At 70.3% G+C, this 16436-nt stretch carries 20 protein-coding genes; 12 read left to right on the top strand and 8 right to left on the bottom strand.

Going from position 1 to position 16436, the window contains the following annotated elements:
* The first annotated feature begins 1 nt into the window (after position 1).
* The 5 genes from DY023_RS09170 (at position 2) to DY023_RS09150 (ending at position 4066) form a co-directional block, all read left to right on the top strand.
* Positions 2–610 (top strand): TetR/AcrR family transcriptional regulator, encoded by a 609-nt coding sequence (locus DY023_RS09170; protein WP_245958647.1) that lies wholly within the window; start codon positions 2–4, stop codon positions 608–610.
* Complete coding sequence (locus tag DY023_RS09165; RefSeq protein ID WP_116242041.1) at positions 607–2067, top strand: glycerol-3-phosphate dehydrogenase/oxidase; 1461 nt, start codon at positions 607–609, stop codon at positions 2065–2067. The genes DY023_RS09170 and DY023_RS09165 overlap by 4 nt, the downstream gene beginning before the upstream one ends.
* Before the next feature lie 62 nt (positions 2068–2129).
* A complete protein-coding gene (locus tag DY023_RS09160) occupies positions 2130–2810 on the top strand; it encodes an SPFH domain-containing protein (RefSeq protein ID WP_116242040.1) in 681 nt (226 codons plus the stop codon).
* Between the two features lie 43 nt (positions 2811–2853).
* The gene (locus DY023_RS09155; RefSeq protein ID WP_116242039.1) at positions 2854–3525 is read left to right on the top strand and encodes a TetR/AcrR family transcriptional regulator; all 672 of its coding nucleotides are present in this window, start codon (positions 2854–2856) and stop codon (positions 3523–3525) included.
* 43 nt (positions 3526–3568) lie between these two features.
* Positions 3569–4066: a hypothetical protein gene (locus tag DY023_RS09150; RefSeq protein WP_116242038.1), complete on the top strand. Its 498-nt coding sequence runs from the start codon at positions 3569–3571 to the stop codon at positions 4064–4066.
* Here the strand turns inward: DY023_RS09150 and DY023_RS09145 are convergent.
* Positions 4013–4816 carry an alpha/beta fold hydrolase gene (locus tag DY023_RS09145; RefSeq protein ID WP_116242037.1) on the bottom strand — a complete coding sequence of 268 codons (804 nt, stop codon included), beginning with the start codon at positions 4814–4816 and terminating at the stop codon, positions 4013–4015. The genes DY023_RS09150 and DY023_RS09145 overlap by 54 nt on opposite strands.
* 110 nt (positions 4817–4926) lie before the next feature.
* On the bottom strand, positions 4927–5787 hold the full coding sequence (locus DY023_RS09140) for a LysR family transcriptional regulator (protein WP_116242036.1): 861 nt from the start codon (positions 5785–5787) through the stop codon (positions 4927–4929).
* Between the two features lie 78 nt (positions 5788–5865).
* Here DY023_RS09140 and DY023_RS09135 point away from each other — a divergent pair, with 78 nt between their 5' ends.
* Entirely contained in the window at positions 5866–6807 is a 942-nt protein-coding gene (locus DY023_RS09135) for an EamA family transporter (RefSeq protein WP_116242035.1), read from the top strand.
* Between the two features lie 6 nt (positions 6808–6813).
* On the opposite strand, the gene DY023_RS09130 is transcribed toward DY023_RS09135, so the two are convergent.
* A complete protein-coding gene (locus DY023_RS09130) occupies positions 6814–7617 on the bottom strand; it encodes a TrmH family RNA methyltransferase (protein WP_116242034.1) in 804 nt (267 codons plus the stop codon).
* A 44-nt stretch (positions 7618–7661) separates the two neighbouring features.
* Here DY023_RS09130 and DY023_RS09125 point away from each other — a divergent pair, with 44 nt between their 5' ends.
* From DY023_RS09125 to DY023_RS09115, 3 genes are all read left to right on the top strand, one after another.
* Entirely contained in the window at positions 7662–8498 is an 837-nt protein-coding gene (locus DY023_RS09125; RefSeq protein ID WP_116242033.1) for a Sir2 family NAD-dependent protein deacetylase, read from the top strand.
* Complete coding sequence (locus DY023_RS09120; protein WP_116242032.1) at positions 8495–9079, top strand: histidine phosphatase family protein; 585 nt, start codon at positions 8495–8497, stop codon at positions 9077–9079. Before DY023_RS09125 ends, DY023_RS09120 begins: the two co-directional genes overlap by 4 nt.
* 83 nt (positions 9080–9162) lie before the next feature.
* Complete coding sequence (locus DY023_RS09115; RefSeq protein ID WP_116242031.1) at positions 9163–9768, top strand: TetR/AcrR family transcriptional regulator; 606 nt, start codon at positions 9163–9165, stop codon at positions 9766–9768.
* On the opposite strand, the gene DY023_RS09110 is transcribed toward DY023_RS09115, so the two are convergent.
* From DY023_RS09110 to pdhA, 3 genes are read right to left on the bottom strand one after another with little or no spacing between them, the layout of a single operon-like run.
* A complete protein-coding gene (locus DY023_RS09110; RefSeq protein ID WP_116242030.1) occupies positions 9762–11105 on the bottom strand; it encodes a dihydrolipoamide acetyltransferase family protein in 1344 nt (447 codons plus the stop codon). The two genes, DY023_RS09115 and DY023_RS09110, sit on opposite strands and share 7 nt — an antisense overlap.
* On the bottom strand, positions 11102–12124 hold the full coding sequence (locus DY023_RS09105) for an alpha-ketoacid dehydrogenase subunit beta (protein ID WP_181905785.1): 1023 nt from the start codon (positions 12122–12124) through the stop codon (positions 11102–11104). Before DY023_RS09105 ends, DY023_RS09110 begins: the two co-directional genes overlap by 4 nt.
* A 1-nt stretch (position 12125) precedes the next feature.
* Positions 12126–13232: a pyruvate dehydrogenase (acetyl-transferring) E1 component subunit alpha gene (gene pdhA / locus DY023_RS09100; RefSeq protein ID WP_116242029.1), complete on the bottom strand. Its 1107-nt coding sequence runs from the start codon at positions 13230–13232 to the stop codon at positions 12126–12128.
* 168 nt (positions 13233–13400) lie between these two features.
* On the opposite strand from pdhA, the gene DY023_RS09095 reads away from it, so the two are divergent.
* Entirely contained in the window at positions 13401–13874 is a 474-nt protein-coding gene (locus DY023_RS09095) for an Lrp/AsnC family transcriptional regulator (protein WP_116242028.1), read from the top strand.
* Here DY023_RS09095 and DY023_RS09090 read toward each other — a convergent pair whose 3' ends face one another.
* Complete coding sequence (locus DY023_RS09090) at positions 13875–14771, bottom strand: alpha/beta fold hydrolase (RefSeq protein WP_116242027.1); 897 nt, start codon at positions 14769–14771, stop codon at positions 13875–13877.
* Between the two features lie 86 nt (positions 14772–14857).
* On the opposite strand from DY023_RS09090, the gene DY023_RS09085 reads away from it, so the two are divergent.
* Together DY023_RS09085 and DY023_RS09080 are read left to right on the top strand one after the other, a co-directional pair.
* Entirely contained in the window at positions 14858–15589 is a 732-nt protein-coding gene (locus tag DY023_RS09085) for a 3'-5' exonuclease (RefSeq protein ID WP_181905784.1), read from the top strand.
* Positions 15590–15631: 42 nt separating this feature from the next.
* Complete coding sequence (locus DY023_RS09080; protein ID WP_116242025.1) at positions 15632–15913, top strand: hypothetical protein; 282 nt, start codon at positions 15632–15634, stop codon at positions 15911–15913.
* A 22-nt stretch (positions 15914–15935) separates the two neighbouring features.
* On the opposite strand, the gene DY023_RS09075 is transcribed toward DY023_RS09080, so the two are convergent.
* Positions 15936–16436 (bottom strand): LysR substrate-binding domain-containing protein (locus DY023_RS09075; protein WP_245958646.1); only part of this gene is annotated, 501 nt, incomplete at its 5' end.

Below are 16436 nucleotides of genomic sequence, written 5' to 3'. Positions count from 1 at the left end.
TGTGGAAGAACGTCAATTCGAAGAGGTCCTGCCGACCGTCGCGCTCCCGAACTGGGACGCGACGCAGAGCCGCATCCTGGACGCCGCCGACGAGGTGATCGTGCGCCGCGGAGTGCACGATGTGACCATCGCGGAGCTCGCCCGCCGCGCCGAGGTCAGCCGTCCGACCATCTATCGCAGCTGGAGCGATGCCGACGACGTCGTCCGCACGGCACTGCTGCGCCGCGCCGCCGGCATCCTGGCGCAGTTCCCGGCACGCGAACGGGACCGCACACAGGTGGTCGCGGACGTGCTGCGCTTCATCCGCCTGTTCCGCGGTGACGCCGTCTACGGACGGCTCCTCGCCGAGGAGCCCGAGGCCTTCACCCGGTACACGCTGCAGCGCGTCGGCTCCAGCCAGCGCATGATCATCGGCTGGCTGGCGCAGGCGATCTCCGCCGCGCAGCCGGGTGGCACCGTGCGAACCGCTCCGCCGCAGGAGATCGCCGTGATGCTGCTGCTCGTCGCCCAGTCCGCCGTGCTCTCGCACGGCACCGTGGCCGAACTCATCGACGAGGAGGCGTGGGAACGAGAGCTGGGCGCCGCACTGGACGGGCTGCTGCGGCCATGATCACGACCTCCGCCGACCTCAACGCCGTACGACGCCGGGACGACTTGTCGCGCGCGGCCGGTGAGACCGTCGACGTTCTCGTCGTCGGAGGCGGAATCACCGGCGTCGGCGTCGCTCTCGACGCCGCCTCGCGCGGTCTGAGCGTCACGCTCGTCGAGGCCGAGGATCTCGCGTTCGGCACCAGCCGGTTCAGTTCGAAACTGGTGCACGGCGGATTGCGCTACCTCGCCACCGGCGACGTGGCTACCGCGAAGGAGAGTGCACTCGAACGCCACCTCCTCATGACGCAGATCGCGCCACACCTGATCCGCCCGCTCCCCCAGCTGCTGCCGTTCGCACCGGGCGTGACGTTCTCGCAGCGCTCCGCCGGTGCGGTGGGCATGGTGATGGGCGATCTGCTGCGGATGCGCGCACACACCTCCCGCAGGACCCTGCCGGGGCCGCGGGCCGTGTCGGCGCGCACGGCGCGGCGCCTGGTCCCCGCGCTCTCCGTTCAAGGTCTGCGCGGAGGCATGCTGTCCTACGACGGGCAGCTCGTCGACGATGCGCGACTGGTCGTCACGGTGGCGCGCACCGCCGCGGGTCTGGGGACGAGCATCCTCACGCGGGTTCGCGCCGTCGAGCTGCGCGGCGACGGGGCGAGCGCCGAGGACGCGCTCACCGGCGAGCGATTCGAACTGCGCGCTCGGAGCGTGATCAACGCGACCGGTGTCTGGGCGGGCACGCTGGACCCCGCGATCGCGGTCCGCCCGAGCCGGGGTACGCACATCGTGCTGGATGCCGCCGATCTCGGGCATCCCGCGGCGGCCCTGACGATCCCGCATCCGGGCTCGATCAGCAGATACGTCTTCGCGCTGCCGCAGCAGCACGGCCGGGTGATCGTCGGCCTGACGGACGAGGACGCCCCGGAGCCCGTTCCCCGGGTGGCCGCGCCGACCGAGGCCGAGATCGTCTTCCTGCTCGACAGCGTGAACAGGGTGCTCGCCGAGCCGATCGGCCGTGACCGCGTCCGCGGCGCGTTCGCCGGGCTGCGTCCACTGGTCGACACCGGTGGCGAATCGACGGCCGACGTGTCTCGGCGGCATCTCGTCGCGGCATCCGACGACGGGTTCGTGTCGGTGCTCGGCGGCAAGCTGACCACGTACCGGCGGATGGCGGAGGATGCAGTGGACCTGGCCGTGCGACTGCACGGTCTGCCGCAGCGCCCGAGTCGCACCGCGGCGCTGCGGCTGGTGGATGCGGCGGGCGGCCCGTCGGAACCCGTGGCGGACGGCCTGTTCCTGACGAGGGAGGACGTGGTCTCGGCCGTGCGCACTGAACTCGCGCTCACGGTGGACGATGTGCTGGATCGACGGTCACGCATCGGCCTGGTCCCTGAAGAACGGGAGCGTGCGCTGGCACCGGTGTCGGCGCTCGTCGCGCGGACTCTGGCGGAACTCTCGGAGAACGGCGGCTGAACACCCGTCGTTCCCGGCGGCTTTCGCCGTCTGCGGCCTCCGCCAGGGGGCACAGTGGTGCCATGGACATGCTCCTGACCATGATGAGCGCCAAAGGGACCATGAACCTGCTGAAGACGGGCACCATGATCCTGACGATCCTGCTCGTCGTCCCCGCGCTGCTGAAGATCTTCATCGTCACCGTCGAGGAGGGCTGGGCGGCGATCCGCACGCGCAACGGGAAGCCGATCATCCGCCGGCCGAAGGGCGATCCGGCAGCCCCCGGTCAGGTGGTCGTGCTGCGGCCGGGCACGCACGGAGCCTTCCCGGTGTTCGCCTGGTACAAGCTCGTGGACGTGCGGTGCCGTGCGACCGACCTTCCGGTGCGCGAGCTGACCGGGGCGAGCGGACACCAGCACCGGGTGCATGCGTCGTTCGAATGGCGCCCGATCCCGTCCGGTCGCGATCTGCGTGTGTTCGAGCTCGACGTGGTGAACGTGAAGGAGCGGGCATCCAATCTGGTCGGCGCCGCACTGCGCGATGCCGTGCGGCGGATCGACGGCGAGGACCTGCCGCACAACGACGAGGTCAACACGCGCGTGCTGGCCGCATGCGCGGAGGAGATCCGGGAGGCCTGCGGCGTCGAGCTCGTTCGGGTCATGATCACCGGCGATGCCCTGACCGACGGCTATGTGATGGCCGAGGCCCTGCGCCAGGCGGACCGCGCGCCGGAGGCCGCAGCCGCGTTGCACGCGCTGAACTGAGCCGGCACTCGCCGTCCGGCCCATCCGGGCGTATTATTTGAACATGTTCAGTTCCGAACTCACGCCGAAGGCGGAGCAGACCCGCAGCAGGATCCGAGATGCGGCGATCGCGTCGTTCATCGAACGCGGCTACCCCGACACGACGATCCGCCTCATCGCCGCCGAGGCAGGAGTGTCGGTGGGGAACGCGTACTACTACTTCCCCTCCAAGACCCATCTGGTGCAGGCGCTGTACGAGCAGGTGCAGAGCGATCATGCGCGGGTCGCGGTGCCGCAGCTCGAGGGCGTCACCGGACTCGTCGACCGGCTGCGTGTCGTGTTCGAGACCGGCCTCGCGAACCTGGAGCCGTACCGGAAGGTGGCGCCCGGGTTCCTCAGCGCGATGATCGCGCCGGACTCCCCCATCAACCCGCTGTCGCGGGAGTCGTCGTCGCCGCGCGATCTGACGGTAGAGCTGATCCGACGCGCGATCGACGGAGCCGATCACCGCATCCCCGAAGACGTCGCGAGCCGGATGCCGGATGCGCTGTTCGTCCTGTACCTGGGCCTCGTGCTGCGCTGGACCTACGACGACAGCGACGACCACCGTCGCACGCGGCGCCTGCTGGACACCGCGCTGCGGCTGTTCTCCGTCGCGCTGCCGTTCCTGCGGATGCCCGGCATCCGCGGCGTCACCCGGGATCTGCTCGACCAGATCGCCGAGGTGCGGGCGTGAGCACGCCATGAGGACGGCGAGCCCGCGCAGCGTTGAGGCGCCGATGGCGTTCACAGAGCAGGAGTTCATGCGCGGGGCGCTGTGGGCGTGGCTGATGTTCCTGATCCTGCTGCCGCTGATGTTCGCGACGAGCCTCGTGCCGTGGTCCACGGATCCGAAGAGCGCATTCGGTGGGTTCGTGTGGGGGCTCACCATCGGGGGCTTCGCACTGATCTTCGCCGCACCGGTCAGTCTCGTCGTGATGGCACTCGGCACCTGGCCGTTCCGCTGGGTCGGGCGCGCTCTGCAGCGAGTCAGCAGTTTCGCCGCGCACATGCTCGCTTACTGCGCGCTGGGTGTCGCGTTCGGAATCGGTGCTGCGTTCGCCACAGCCTGCCTCTCCGTTCCCTCGGGTGGCGTCGCCGTCGGGTTCGCATCCGGCGCTGCGATCCCTCTCGGCTGGGCGATCACCGCGCGCCGCGCACTCCGCGACGACCGGCGCCCACCTTCACTGCGGGTGGACGTCGACGCCGCCTTCGAGGATCGCGCTCTCGACGACTGACCTCGCCCTCCCGCCCAGCGGGCGTGCGCCCGCCGCCCCGACTTGCCGACGGCAGGCCATCGCGGTGCCGGATCCCATCACGCCCCGCTGGTCCTCGTGGCCGACGACGGCGTCCTGTTTTCCCGCCACGATCAGTACCGGGCGCTCGAACGACTCCCAGTCGTCCGCGAATGCGGGCAGCTCGTAGAGATCGCCGAGCCGACCCATCGCACCTTCGTCGGCAGCGCGTATGCCGGGCAGAGCAGCATCCCGGAACCTCGCCCAGTTGTCCGGCGTCTGCAGGACCGCCAGTTCCGCGTAGTCCGCAGCGTCGCGCGGGTCGAGCGAGGCCAGCAGTCGGGGATCCTCGAACAGCACCTCCGGCTCGGGCAGCCTCCTGCGTTCGCGGACCGGGTCTACGGCCGGCGCGAGGAGCGCCATGCCCAGGCACTGCTTCGGCCGGCGCGAGACGATGTCCCTGGCCAGGAGCCCGCCGAGCGAGTTGCCCACCACCGCGAACGGAGCGGAGCCGATCAGACTGTCGACGACACCGTCGAGCCAGTCCGCCAGATCCGGCAGCCCGGCTCGCCCCTCCAATGCGCGTGTGCGGCCGAAGCCTGCGAGGTCGAGGTAGATCCGCTCCCATCGCCCGGATGCGGCGAAGACCGGGTCGAGCCCGAGGAGTAGCCGGTGGTCGACGCCGTTGCCGTGCACGAACAGGAGCGGGGCACCCTCGCCTCGGCGGACGACGTGCGGGAACGGGTCGGTCATGCGGTGCTGCCTTTCGAGTGTCGTTGGCGCATCCAATGCAATCACGCCGAAGCCGGCGGTCCGTACGCGTCGCGGTGGAGATGTGCTCCGCGCGACACGGGACAAGACCGTCAGAGTCCTTCGACGAAGGCTCGCGCGGCCGGCGTCGCGTTGAAGTCGCTCCAGGCCAGGCACTGGACCCGGGTGGGTCCGTCCGCGAGCGGGATCGTGCACAGGTCACCCGTTTCGGGAATGAGACCCGGCGGAAGCAGTGCGACGGCGAGCCCGCTCCGGACCAGGCCCAGAATCAGGTCGAGGTTCATCGCTTCGAACGCGACCTCCCGGCGTAGCCCCGCGCGCTCGAAGGCGACATCCGACTGGGCCCGCCCCGGCGTTCCGGGCGGGAAGTCCACGAACGTGCTGTCAGCGAGATCGCTCAGGCGGCACCCGGCCCGTCCGGCCAACGGATGGGCGCTGCCCACGACGGCGACGTGGCGTTCGCGAGCCAGGGTACGCATGGCGATTCCGCGCTGCGCTCGTTCTTCGGGGAGCCCGAGCAGCGCCACGTCCAACGAGCCTTGTGCGATCGCAGTGAGGAACTCGTCGCTTCCAGCGGTCCTCACGCCGATGCGCACGGCTGGGTGGAGCGAGCGAAAGGCAGCGAGGGCGGAAGGGAGGTCGATGGCGGTGACCGTCGGGATCGCACCGACGTTCAGCGTTCCCTGGATCTGCCCGGAGGCGGCCGCGGCATCGGCGATCGCGCGGTCGGCTGCATCGAGACTGGCCCGGGCCGCAGCAACGAACGCTTCGCCGGCCGCTGTGGGCTCGACGCGACGGCTGCTGCGCGCGAACAACGTGACGCCCAGTTCGCGCTCCAGAGCCTTGACCTGATGGCTGAGCGCGGACTGCACGACATGGCATCGCTCGGCCGCCCGCGTGAAGCTGCGCTCCTGCGCCACCGCGACCACGTAACGCATCTGCTGGAGCTCCATCGCTTGATGATCTCAGTTCATGGATGCCATGACAACAATGCGTTGGACTCATCCTTGATCCGCGTCGACGATGGAAGCATGACCACGACGACAAGCCCGCCAGCGCCGCCAGGCGCTCGGGCCGGCACCGCGAACCGGATGGGCTGGACGGCGCTGACCGCGCTGGCCCCGGCTGTGTGGGGCACGACCTACATCGTCACCACGCACCTGCTCCCTGCAGGGCACCCCCTCTTCGCAGCCACGATGCGTGCGCTCCCCGCCGGACTCATCGCTCTGCTGATCGCCCGGCAGCTGCCACACGGATCATGGTGGTGGAAGAGCCTGATCCTCGGCACCCTCAACATGGGCGCCTTCTTCCCGCTGCTCTTCCTCGCGGCCCAGCAGCTGCCCGGCGGCGTGGCCGCCACCCTCGGTGCAGCCCAGCCGATCGTGATCGCCCTCCTCGCCGTGGCGATCCTGCACGAGAGACTTTCCCGCTGGAGGGTCGGCTGGGGCCTGCTCGGCATGATCGGAGTCGCGCTCGTCGTGCTGGGGCCGGACGCAGCGATGTCACCCCTCGGCATCGTCGCAGGCCTCGCCGGCGCCGTCTCGATGGGCACCGGCGTCGTGCTCACGAAGAAGTGGGGCCGCCCAGAAGGAGTCTCCCCCGTCGGCCTGGCGGGATGGCAGCTCACCGCCGGTGGCCTGGTGCTCCTGCTGCCCGCGCTGCTCATCGACGGCGTGCCCACCGACATCGACGGCGCGGCCTGGCTCGGATACGCCTGGCTCGGCCTGGTCGGGACGCTTCTGACGTACACGATCTGGTTCTCCGGCATCCGTCGCCTTCCCGTCACGGCGACCGCACTGCTCGGGCTGCTCTCCCCGCTCGTCGCGGCAACCCTGGGTGCTCTCATCGCCGGGGAAGCCCTCAGCCGGCTCCAGCTGCTCGGCTTCGCCATAGCACTCACCGCCATGCTGGCAGGGCAGCTCCCTTCGCCGAGGCAGAAGGCACGCGATGCGGGAGCCGCCGATCCGGCGTAGGACCCATCACCTCGTCGCGTAGAACGCGACGGCGGACGCCGCGGCCACGTTCAGCGAATCGACTCCGCGTGTCATCGGGATGATCACGCGCCGATCGAGCATGGCGTCCGTTGCGGTGGTCAGCCCGTCCCCCTCGTTGCCGAACGCGAGCGCGAGCCGCGCGGGATTCTCGGCGACCAGGTCGTCGAGCGGCACAGCACCCGCCCCCAGCGTCATCCCGGCGATGACGAAACCGGCATCCTTCAGGTCGCCGATTCCCGCACCCCAGTTCTCGATCCGCGTCCAAGGAACCTGGAACACCGTGCCCATCGACACGCGCACCGACCTGCGGTAGAGCGGGTCGGCGCACGACGGCGACACCAGCACGGCGCCGACGCCCAGAGCAGCCGCCGAGCGGAACAGCGCCCCGACGTTCGCGTGATCGGTGAGCCCTTCCAGCACCGCCACCCGCGAACGCACCGGCAGTCCGCCCACCAGATCGGTCACCGTCGGCAGCTCCGGCCGGTGCATCGCAGCCAATGCACCCCGGTGCACGGCGAACCCCGTCAGCGCCTCCGAGACGGCATCCGGGACGACGTAGACCGTGGTCCCCTCAGGAACCACCCCGCGCACCTGCTCGACCCATTTCTGCTGCACCAGAACCGATCGCGGCCGGTGACCGGCCGCCAGCGCCCGCTCGATCACCTTCGGCGACTCCGCCATGTACAGCCCGCGCTCGGTCTCCTGCGCGCGCCGCAGTGCGACATCGGTGAGCGAACGGTAGTCGTCGAGGCGCGGGTCATCCGGGTCGTCGATGGCAACGAGATGCATGCTCCCATCTTCCCGCCGACGAGACGGAACCCTAGACTCGCGGGGTGGACACGACGGCAGAGCTCGAGGATCAGATCGACGAGGCCGCAGCAGTTCTGGAGAGCCGCCGCACGGCCGTGCTCACCGGTGCCGGGATCTCCACCGACTCGGGCATCCCCGCCTATCGCGGCGCAGGCTCGCGCACTCGGGCGAATCCGATGACGATCCAGACCTATCTCGGCGACGAGGCGGCCAGACGCCGGTACTGGGTGGGCGGCCACCTCGGCTGGCGCACGTTCACCTCGGTGCAGCCGAACGCCGGGCATCGCGCGCTCGCTGTCATGGAGCGCCGCGGCGCCGTCAGCGGCGTCGTGACGCAGAACGTCGACGGACTGCACCTCGGCGCCGGCAGCACGCGCGTGGTCGAGATCCACGGCACGATGCGCCGCGTGCTGTGCCTCGACTGCCGTCAGATCTTCGACCGGAGGGACATCGGGGCGCGTCTCGAAGAGCTCAACCCGTGGATCACCGTCCCGGAGAACATCGTGATGAATCCCGACGGCGACGTCGCACCGGAGAGCACCGACGGATTCATCGTCCCCCCGTGCACCGTGTGCGGCGGGATGCTCAAGCCCGACGTCGTCTTCTTCGGCGAATACGTGCCCGCGGATCGATTCCGCATCTCCGAGTCGCTGGTGCGCGCCTCCGACGCACTTCTGGTGGCGGGAACGTCGCTGACGGTGAACTCCGGCGTGCGCGTGATCGAGCGCGCCCGCCGGCGCGGCATCCCGATCGTCCTGGTGAACCGTGAACCCACCAGGGCGGATGCCTGGGCCGATGTCGTCGTGCGCGGCGGCACCAGTGAGGTCCTCTCAGGTCTCGCCGCTAGGGTCGGTGGGTGACCCTTCTCACCCTCGTACGACACGGCCAGACCGATTGGAACCTGGAGCGCCGCATCCAGGGCAGCACCGACATCCCGCTGAACGCCACCGGACGCGCGGACGCCTTGGCCGCGGCGGCGATCCTCGCGGGCACGACGCACGACCTGATCTACAGCAGCCCCCTGGTGCGCGCCCACGAGACCGCGCGGATCATCGCAGGCGAGCTCGGTCTCCCAGAGCCGCAGACGGTGCGCGGCGTGCGCGAGCGCGAGTTCGGCGTCGGCGAGGGGATGCTCGTCGCCGACTACATCGCGGAGTACGGCGACTGGCACGCCGGCGTCCCCGGCGCCGAGACCATGGACGAGGTGTGCGAACGCGCGCTCGACGAGCTCGAGGGGATCGTGCGGGACGCGCGGCGCCGCAGCAGTCCGCGCGCCGAGTCGATCGTCGTGGTCAGCCACGGCGGCGTCATCCGGGCACTGCTCCTGCACGCCTCCGGCGGCACGCTTCCGCGCGAGGGGGACGTGCTCGGAAACGGCTCGGTGCACCGCTTCGTCGCCGAGCCGGGCAGCCTCCGTCTGCTGGATCCCGTGCCCGCCTGAGCATCACGGCTCCGTCACATTCTCGCGACCGCCTCGCGATTTCGGTTAGTGTTCACTAACCCGAACTGCGAGGATCTGCTTCAATGACGAGCACGAGTACGGCGCGTGACCGCGCCAAGGCGGAGCGCACCGACGCGCTCCTCGAGGCTGCCGCGCGGCTGTTCGCCGAGCGCGGATACTCGGGGGTGAGCCTGGAGGACATCGGTGCCGCCGTCGGCGTCTCCGGCCCGGCTGTGTACCGCCACTTCCCCGGAAAGCAGGCGCTCCTCGGCGCCGTGCTCACACAGGTGAGCGCCGACCTCGTCGCGGGCGGCACCCGCGTCGCAGAAGAGGCGACGGATGCCCCGCACCGGATGCGCGCGCTGATCGGCTTCCATGTCGAGTTCGCCCTGGGCAAGGCTGACGTCATCCGCGTGCAGGACCGCGACCTCGCCCATCTCTCGGACGCCGACCGCGCCGAGGTCCGCCGCCTGCAGCGCACGTACATCGACCTCTGGATCGACGCCCTGTCCGATCTGCGAGAGGGCGGATCCGAGGATCAGCGCCTGCGCGTGCAGGCCTGCTTCGGCCTGATCAACTCCACACCGCACTCGACCCGCTCATCCGCACGTGCGCAGGCCGAGACAGCACGGGTGCTGTCGGCGATGGCGCTCTCCGCGCTTCTCGCCGACAGCACCGTCGATCAGTAGAGCATCGCGCGGCCGGGCTGCTCGAGGATGTCGGCGACGTCCTTGAGGAACTTCGCCCCCTCAGCGCCGTCCACCAGGCGGTGGTCGAACGACACGCTCAGCGTCATCACCTGACGCAGTGCGATCTCACCCTCGTGCTCCCAGGGCTGGCGACGCACCGCACCGACAGCCAGGATCCCGGACTGCCCCGGCGGCAGGATCGGGGTTCCCGCGTCGATGCCGAACACGCCGATGTTGGTGATCGAGAACGTGCCCCCGGCGAGCTCGGCCGGGCTGGTCTTGCCCGAGCGCGCGGTCGCGGTCAGCGCCTGCAGCGCATCGGCGATGCCCGTGAGGCCGAGGCGGTCCGCATCGCGGATGTTCGGCACGATCAGCCCGCGCTCCGTGGCCGCGGCGATGCCGAGATCGACGTAGTGGTACTGCACGATCTCGCCGGCCTCCTCGTCCCAGTGCGCGTTCAGCGAGGGGTTGCGCTGCAGGGCCAGGCACACGGCCTTGGCGATCAGCACCAGCGGACCGATCCTGTGCTCCGACAGGCTTCGATCGGCCTTCAGCTCGGCGATCAGCTCCATCGTCGCCGTGACGTCGACGGTGTGGAAGCAGGTCACGTGCGGAGCGGTGAACGCGCTCTGGACCATCGCCGCAGCGGTGTGCTTGCGCACGCCGCGGATCGGGATGCGGGTCTCGCGCGTGCCGTCCGCAGGCACCGTCGGCGCGGATGCGACGGCCACCTGTGCGGATGCCGCCGGCGCTGCGCCGACGCGCTCGGCGTAGGCGTCCACGTCTGCGCGCGTGATCACGCGGTCACCGACCTCCGCAGCGACCAGTGTCAGATCGACGCCGAGTCGCTTCGCGTGGGCGCGGACGGGCGGCGTCGAGCGCGGGCGCTCCCCCACCACAGGTTCGGCTGGCGCCTCGGGCAGCACGTCGTGCGGTGCCGCCTCGATCACCGCCGCGTCCGCCGACGCCGCGGGGACGCCGCCGGAACGACGCGTGCGGCGCGCAGGACGACCGGATGCCGCGGGCGCCGCCCCGTATCCGACCAGGTTCGGCTGCGCCTTCTCCTCCGCCGGAGCCTCGGGCGCGGCATCCGCCGCTCCCTCGACCTCGAAGGCGATCAGCGGCGCGCCGACGGCGATCGTCTCGCCGGCGTCGGCGTGCAGCGACGACACGGTGCCCTCGTAGGGGGATGGCAGCTCGACCACGGCTTTCGCCGTCTCGACCTCGGCCAGTGTCTGGTTCAGGGTCACGCTGTCGCCGGGCTGCACCAGCCACTGAACGACCTCGGCCTCGGTGAGGCCCTCACCCAGGTCGGGAAGACGGAACTCCGCGATCATGCCTGCTCCTCCATCGACGCACCGGTCAAGCTGTTCGGGCGATCCAGCACCCGGTCGACCGCGTCCAGGATGCGATCCAGATCAGGCAGATGGAACTTCTCGAGTTTGGCGGGCGGGTAGGGGATGTCGTGACCGGTGACCCGCACCGGGGCGGACTCCAGGTACTCGAAGCAGTGCTCGGTGATGCTCGCGATCACCTCGGCGGCGAGACCCGCCTCGCGGGACGCCTCATGCGCGACGACCACGCGACCGGTGCGCCGCACCGCGGCATCCACCGTGTCGTAGTCGATCGGCGAGAGCGAGCGCAGGTCGATGACCTCGAGCGAGGTCCCCTCATCGGACGCCGCCTCGGCGGCATCCAGGGCGGTCTGCACCATCGCGCCGTAGGTGATGATCGTGGCATCCGTGCCCGGGCGGACAACCTTCGCCAGGCCCATCGGCGGAGCGTCGGCGAGCGGCGCCTCCAGGTCGACCTCGCCCTTGTGGTGGTAGAGGCGCTTGGGCTCGAAGAAGATGACGGGGTCATCGCTCGCGATGGCCTGCTGCAGGCAGCGGTACGCGTCCTGCGGGTTCGACACGGCGACGACGCGCAGTCCTGCAGTGTGCACGAAGTACGCCTCGGGCGATTCGGAGTGGTGCTCGGCCGCGCCGATGCCGCCCGCCCACGGGATGCGGATCGTGATCGGCATCTTCACCCTGCCCTGGGTGCGGTAGTGCAGCTTGGCGACCTGCGACACGATCTGGTCGAAGCCGGGGTACACGAAGCCGTCGAACTGGATCTCGACGACCGGGCGGTATCCGCGGAACGCGAGCCCGACCGCCGTGCCGATGATGCCGGACTCGGCGAGCGGGGTGTCGATCACGCGCTTCGCGCCGAACTCGTTCTTGAGTCCGTCGGTGATGCGGAACACACCGCCGAGGGTGCCGATGTCCTCGCCGAGGAGCACGACCTTCTCATCGTCCTTCATCGCCTGACGCAGGCCGGCGTTCAGAGCCTTACCCAGAGTGATCTCCGTCATCTCAGGCTCCTTCGAAGGTCGCGAGGTAGGCGGCGTACTCGTCGCGCTCGCGCTGGAGCCCCGTGTGCGGCTCGGCGTACACGCCGTCGAACACGGCCAGCGCAGGGCGGGTCACCATGCCGAGGCAGGCAGCCCGCATGTCGCGGGCGAGCGCGTCGGCGTCGGCCTGGGCCTCTGCCGCCTGCTCGTCATCGAGGCCGCCGTTCGCTCGCAGATACGCCTCGACCCGTGCGATCGGGTCGCGTCGGCGCCAGCTCTCCAGCTCGGCGTCGTCTCGGTAGCGCTTCGGATCGTCGGCGGTCGTGTGCGGCCCCATCCGGTAGGTCACCGTCTCGATGTAGGCCGGTCCCTTCCCGGAACGGGCGTGTTCGAGCGCCCAGCGCATCGCCGCCATGCAGGCGAGCACGTCGTTGCCGTCCACTCGCATGCTCGGGATGCCGAAGCCCGGCGCACGACCGGCGAGCGGGAACTGCGACTGCAGTCCCACCGGCTCGGAGATCGCCCAGTGGTTGTTCTGGCAGACGAAGACGACCGGCACGCGGTAGGACGACGCGAACACCATCGCCTCGTTCACATCGCCCTGGCTGGTGGCGCCGTCGCCGAAGTACGTGATGGCGACCTCGTCGGTGCCGTCGTGCTGGATGCCGAGCGCGTAGCCCACGGCGTGCAGGGTCTGCGCCCCGATGATGATCTGCAGCGGAGCGACGTTCAGGGCGGCGGGGTCGAAGGCCGCTCCCTCCTCGCCGCGCCACATGCGCACGTAGTCGCCGGGCTGGGCGCCGCGGGCGAGCAGCACGCCGTGCTCGCGGTAACTGGGGAAGACGAAGTCCTGCGGAGCGAGAGCGCGGGCGGTGCCGATCTGCGCGGCTTCCTGCCCCTGGCAGGGCGCCCACAGGCCCAGCTGACCTTGGCGCTGCAGGGCGACGCCCTCGGAGTCGACGCGGCGGAGCACGATCATGTCGCGGTACAGCGCGCGCAGCTGCGCGGCGTCCACGTCGGCGACGTAGGGGTCGAGCTGCGGATTCGGCACGCGTGTGCCGTCCGGAGCGAGGATGCGCTCGGCGAGATCGAGATCTGATTCGACGAGTGGCGTGGTGTGCGATGACATCGGTGTCCTCCTGACGTGGGTGCCCTTGTGGGGCGTTCACGGGGCACGACGGCGGTGTCGGCCTCTTCCTGAAGGGTACGTCTGATTCACACGTCGCTCAAGCATTTTGGTCGCGCCTGAGCATGTTGCCCAATGAGCACCAGCCGATCCCTGCTATCGTGTGACACTATGCCCGGACTCGACCGAATCGACCTCGATCTGCTCTCCGCCCTCTCGGAGGACCCCCGCGTGACCATCGTCGCGCTCGCCGAGAAGCTCAGCCTTTCGCGCAACACGATCCAGGCTCGGATGGCTCGACTCGACGAATCCGGTGTCTTCCAGTCGTACGAACGGTCCTTCTCGACCGAGGTTCTGGGCTTCCCGCTCCAGGCCTTCATCAGCATCGGCGTGCGCCAGACCGAGCTGCCGCGCATCACCGCGGAGCTCGCCAGGATCCCGGAAGTCGTGCAGGCGCACGGCCTGAGCGGATCGATCGATCTGCTGGCCCGCGTGGCATGCCGCGACGCGCGTCATCTGTTCGACACGGATGCTCGCATCCTGTCGATCGAGGGCGTGGAGCGCACGGAGACGTCGCTCGCGATGGGTGAGGTCATCCCGTTCCGGGCAGCTGGACTCATCGGCCTCGCCCGGCGAGAGGCCTGATCAGGCTCGCGCCTTCGCGGGGATCCTGAGGAACCGGCGGATCGCTCCGGCGGCCTCGGCCGGCGTCTCGTAGTGGATGAGATGGCCGACCTCGGCGATCTCGACGAGCTCGGCGTCCGGGAACATCGTGGCCAGGCGCCGCTCGTCCTCGATGGGGGTGATGTCGTCGCGCTGCGCGGCGATCAGCAGGGTGGGCACCTCGATCACCGGCGCGAAGGCGCGGACGTCGTGGGAGACGCTGGTGACGAAGGCGTCGTGCAGCACATCACGGTCTGCGAAGCGGGAGAAGTACGTGTCGTGCTGGTCGTGGATGAAGCGCCGGAGCTGCGCGTCGGAGGTCTTCGCCATCGTGATGCTCATCACGCGCACGATCAGGCCGTTGCGCAGCAGCGCGGTGCCGATCCGCTCCGGCAGCCTGGCGCCGAGTGCGTAGTACATGACGGCCAGCCGGGTCATGAGTCCCTTGGGGCCGGCGAGGGCGGGGGCACCGATCGGGTTGATCAGGATCAGCCGTGGCGTCTCGAGGCCTCCGGCGACCGCGGCGGATGCGACGATCGAACCGAAGGAGTGCCCCAGGACCACCGCGCCCGGTGCGACGGCGGATGCGAACTCGGTCAGCCAGCCGGCGTAGGCCCCGAGGTCGTGCTCCCTGCCTGGTAGCGGCGGCGTCTCGCCGAACCCCGGCAGGTCGGGAGAGATCACGCGCACGTCGGGCAGGAACGCGACGACCGGCTCGAGTCCGTGGTGCTCACCGCGGAAGCCGTGCACGGCGATGATCGTCGTCGCGGCATCCGCGGGCCCGTAGACCCAGAACGCGGTCGTCCCGCCCGCGACGTGCGCCTCGCGCCGTTCGACCGGGATGCTGCTCAGACGCGCGGCGTAAGGGGATGCGGACATGCCTCGAGTCTATGGCGGGCCGCCGACATCGCTCGTCCTCCGCATGCCGTCCCGGGAATGTCGGCGCCCTTCCCTACCGTGGAGCCATGGCACCCGAACAGCTCGTCCCCACCTGGCTGACCCGAGTCGGCGTGTTCGATCTCGAGACCACCGGTGTCGACGTCGAGTCCGACAGGATCGTCACGGCCCACGTCGGCGTCCTCGACGCTCGGGGGCGGGAGATCGCCGCCCGGACGTGGCTCGCCGATCCCGGCATCCCGATCCCCGAGGGCGCGACTGCCGTTCACGGCATCACCACCGAGCACGCCCGTGCCCATGGTCGTCCCGTGGCCGAGGTGGTCGAGCAGATCACGCGTGCGCTGCGGTCGCTGTTCGCCCAGGGAGTGCCGGTGGTCGCCTACAACGCCTCCTACGACTTCTCCCTGCTCGCCCACGAGGCGCGTCGTCACGGCATCGAGCCGCTCGAGCAGCCCGGTCCGGTCATCGACCCGCTCGTGATAGACAAGGCGTACGACAGGTATCGTCCCGGCAAGCGCACGCTCGAGGTCGTCGCCGCGCACTACGCCGTCCCGCTCGACGGCGCGCACGAGGCCTCCGCCGATGCGATCGCCGCGGGCAGGGTCGCCCAGGCGCTGGCGCGCGAGTTCGATCTGCCCGCGTCGGCCGGCGAGCTGCCCACCCGGCAGGTGAGCTGGGCGCGCGCCCAGGCCGCGAGCCTCACCGAGTACTTCGTGAAGATCGGTCGCCTCGATCCCGACGAGACGCTCGACGGCACCTGGCCGGTGCGCTCCGTCGCCGAGGCGGAGAAGTCCGCCTGACGGGGGATGCCGCAGGCTGCGCGTCCGCCCTACCCTGAGGACATGGAGGACGTGATCGGCTGGACGATCGTCGTGGTGTGGGTGGCCGCACCCGCGGTCGTCGTCGCGATGGCGTTCCACTGGATCCTCTCGACGAAGCCGATCGAGCAGAAGTACGAGAACACCGGCGGAGGCTTCGCCGGAGGCATGGACGCGGTCTTCTCCCCCACCGCCTACGAGGCGGGCATGGAGCGCGACCGACAGACCCAGCGCACCGCCCCGGCTCCGGCGCCGGGCGATCCGCCCTGGACCATCGGCGAGGGCCGCATCCGGATCGACGTCTGACCAGTGACGCGGATCGCCTCGATCAGCCCGTCGTGACGATCTCGAACCCCCCTTCCGCGGCATCCCGGCAGACCTCGGCGAAGGCGTTCACGAGCGGCCCCTCGGCGGTGGTGCGCCACACGAGCGCCCACTCCAGCGGCGGCGCATCCCGGACCGGGACGAAGGCGACTCCCGGCATCGCCGCGTAGTACGCGGCCTGGGAGCCGGCCATGCACACGCAGCGACGCTCCCCGATCAGGGTGAGCAGCTCGTGGAATGTCGTGGCGCGAGGACCCCGCCGCGGCAGCGGGCGCCCACTCGGCGTACGAGGCGGGAGCATCGCATCGATCCAGCGGCCGTCGAGCGGTCCGGGATCGACGAACACCTCGTCACCGAGGTCCTCGAGCGACACGGATTCCCTGTGCGACAGAGGGTGCCCGGACCAGACCGCGAGCACCCGCCCGGTCGAGAACACCGTCGGGCCCTCGACGATGTCGGGCCCGGTGACCGGTCGCCACGCGGTCAGTGCGTCGATCTCCCCCCC

It is taken from the genome of Microbacterium bovistercoris (assembly GCF_003387575.1).
GTDB classification, from domain to species: Bacteria; Actinomycetota; Actinomycetes; order Actinomycetales; family Microbacteriaceae; genus Microbacterium; species Microbacterium bovistercoris.
The sequence above is the reverse complement of the archived record's forward strand: the minus strand, read 5'-3'. Positions and strand labels throughout refer to the sequence as shown.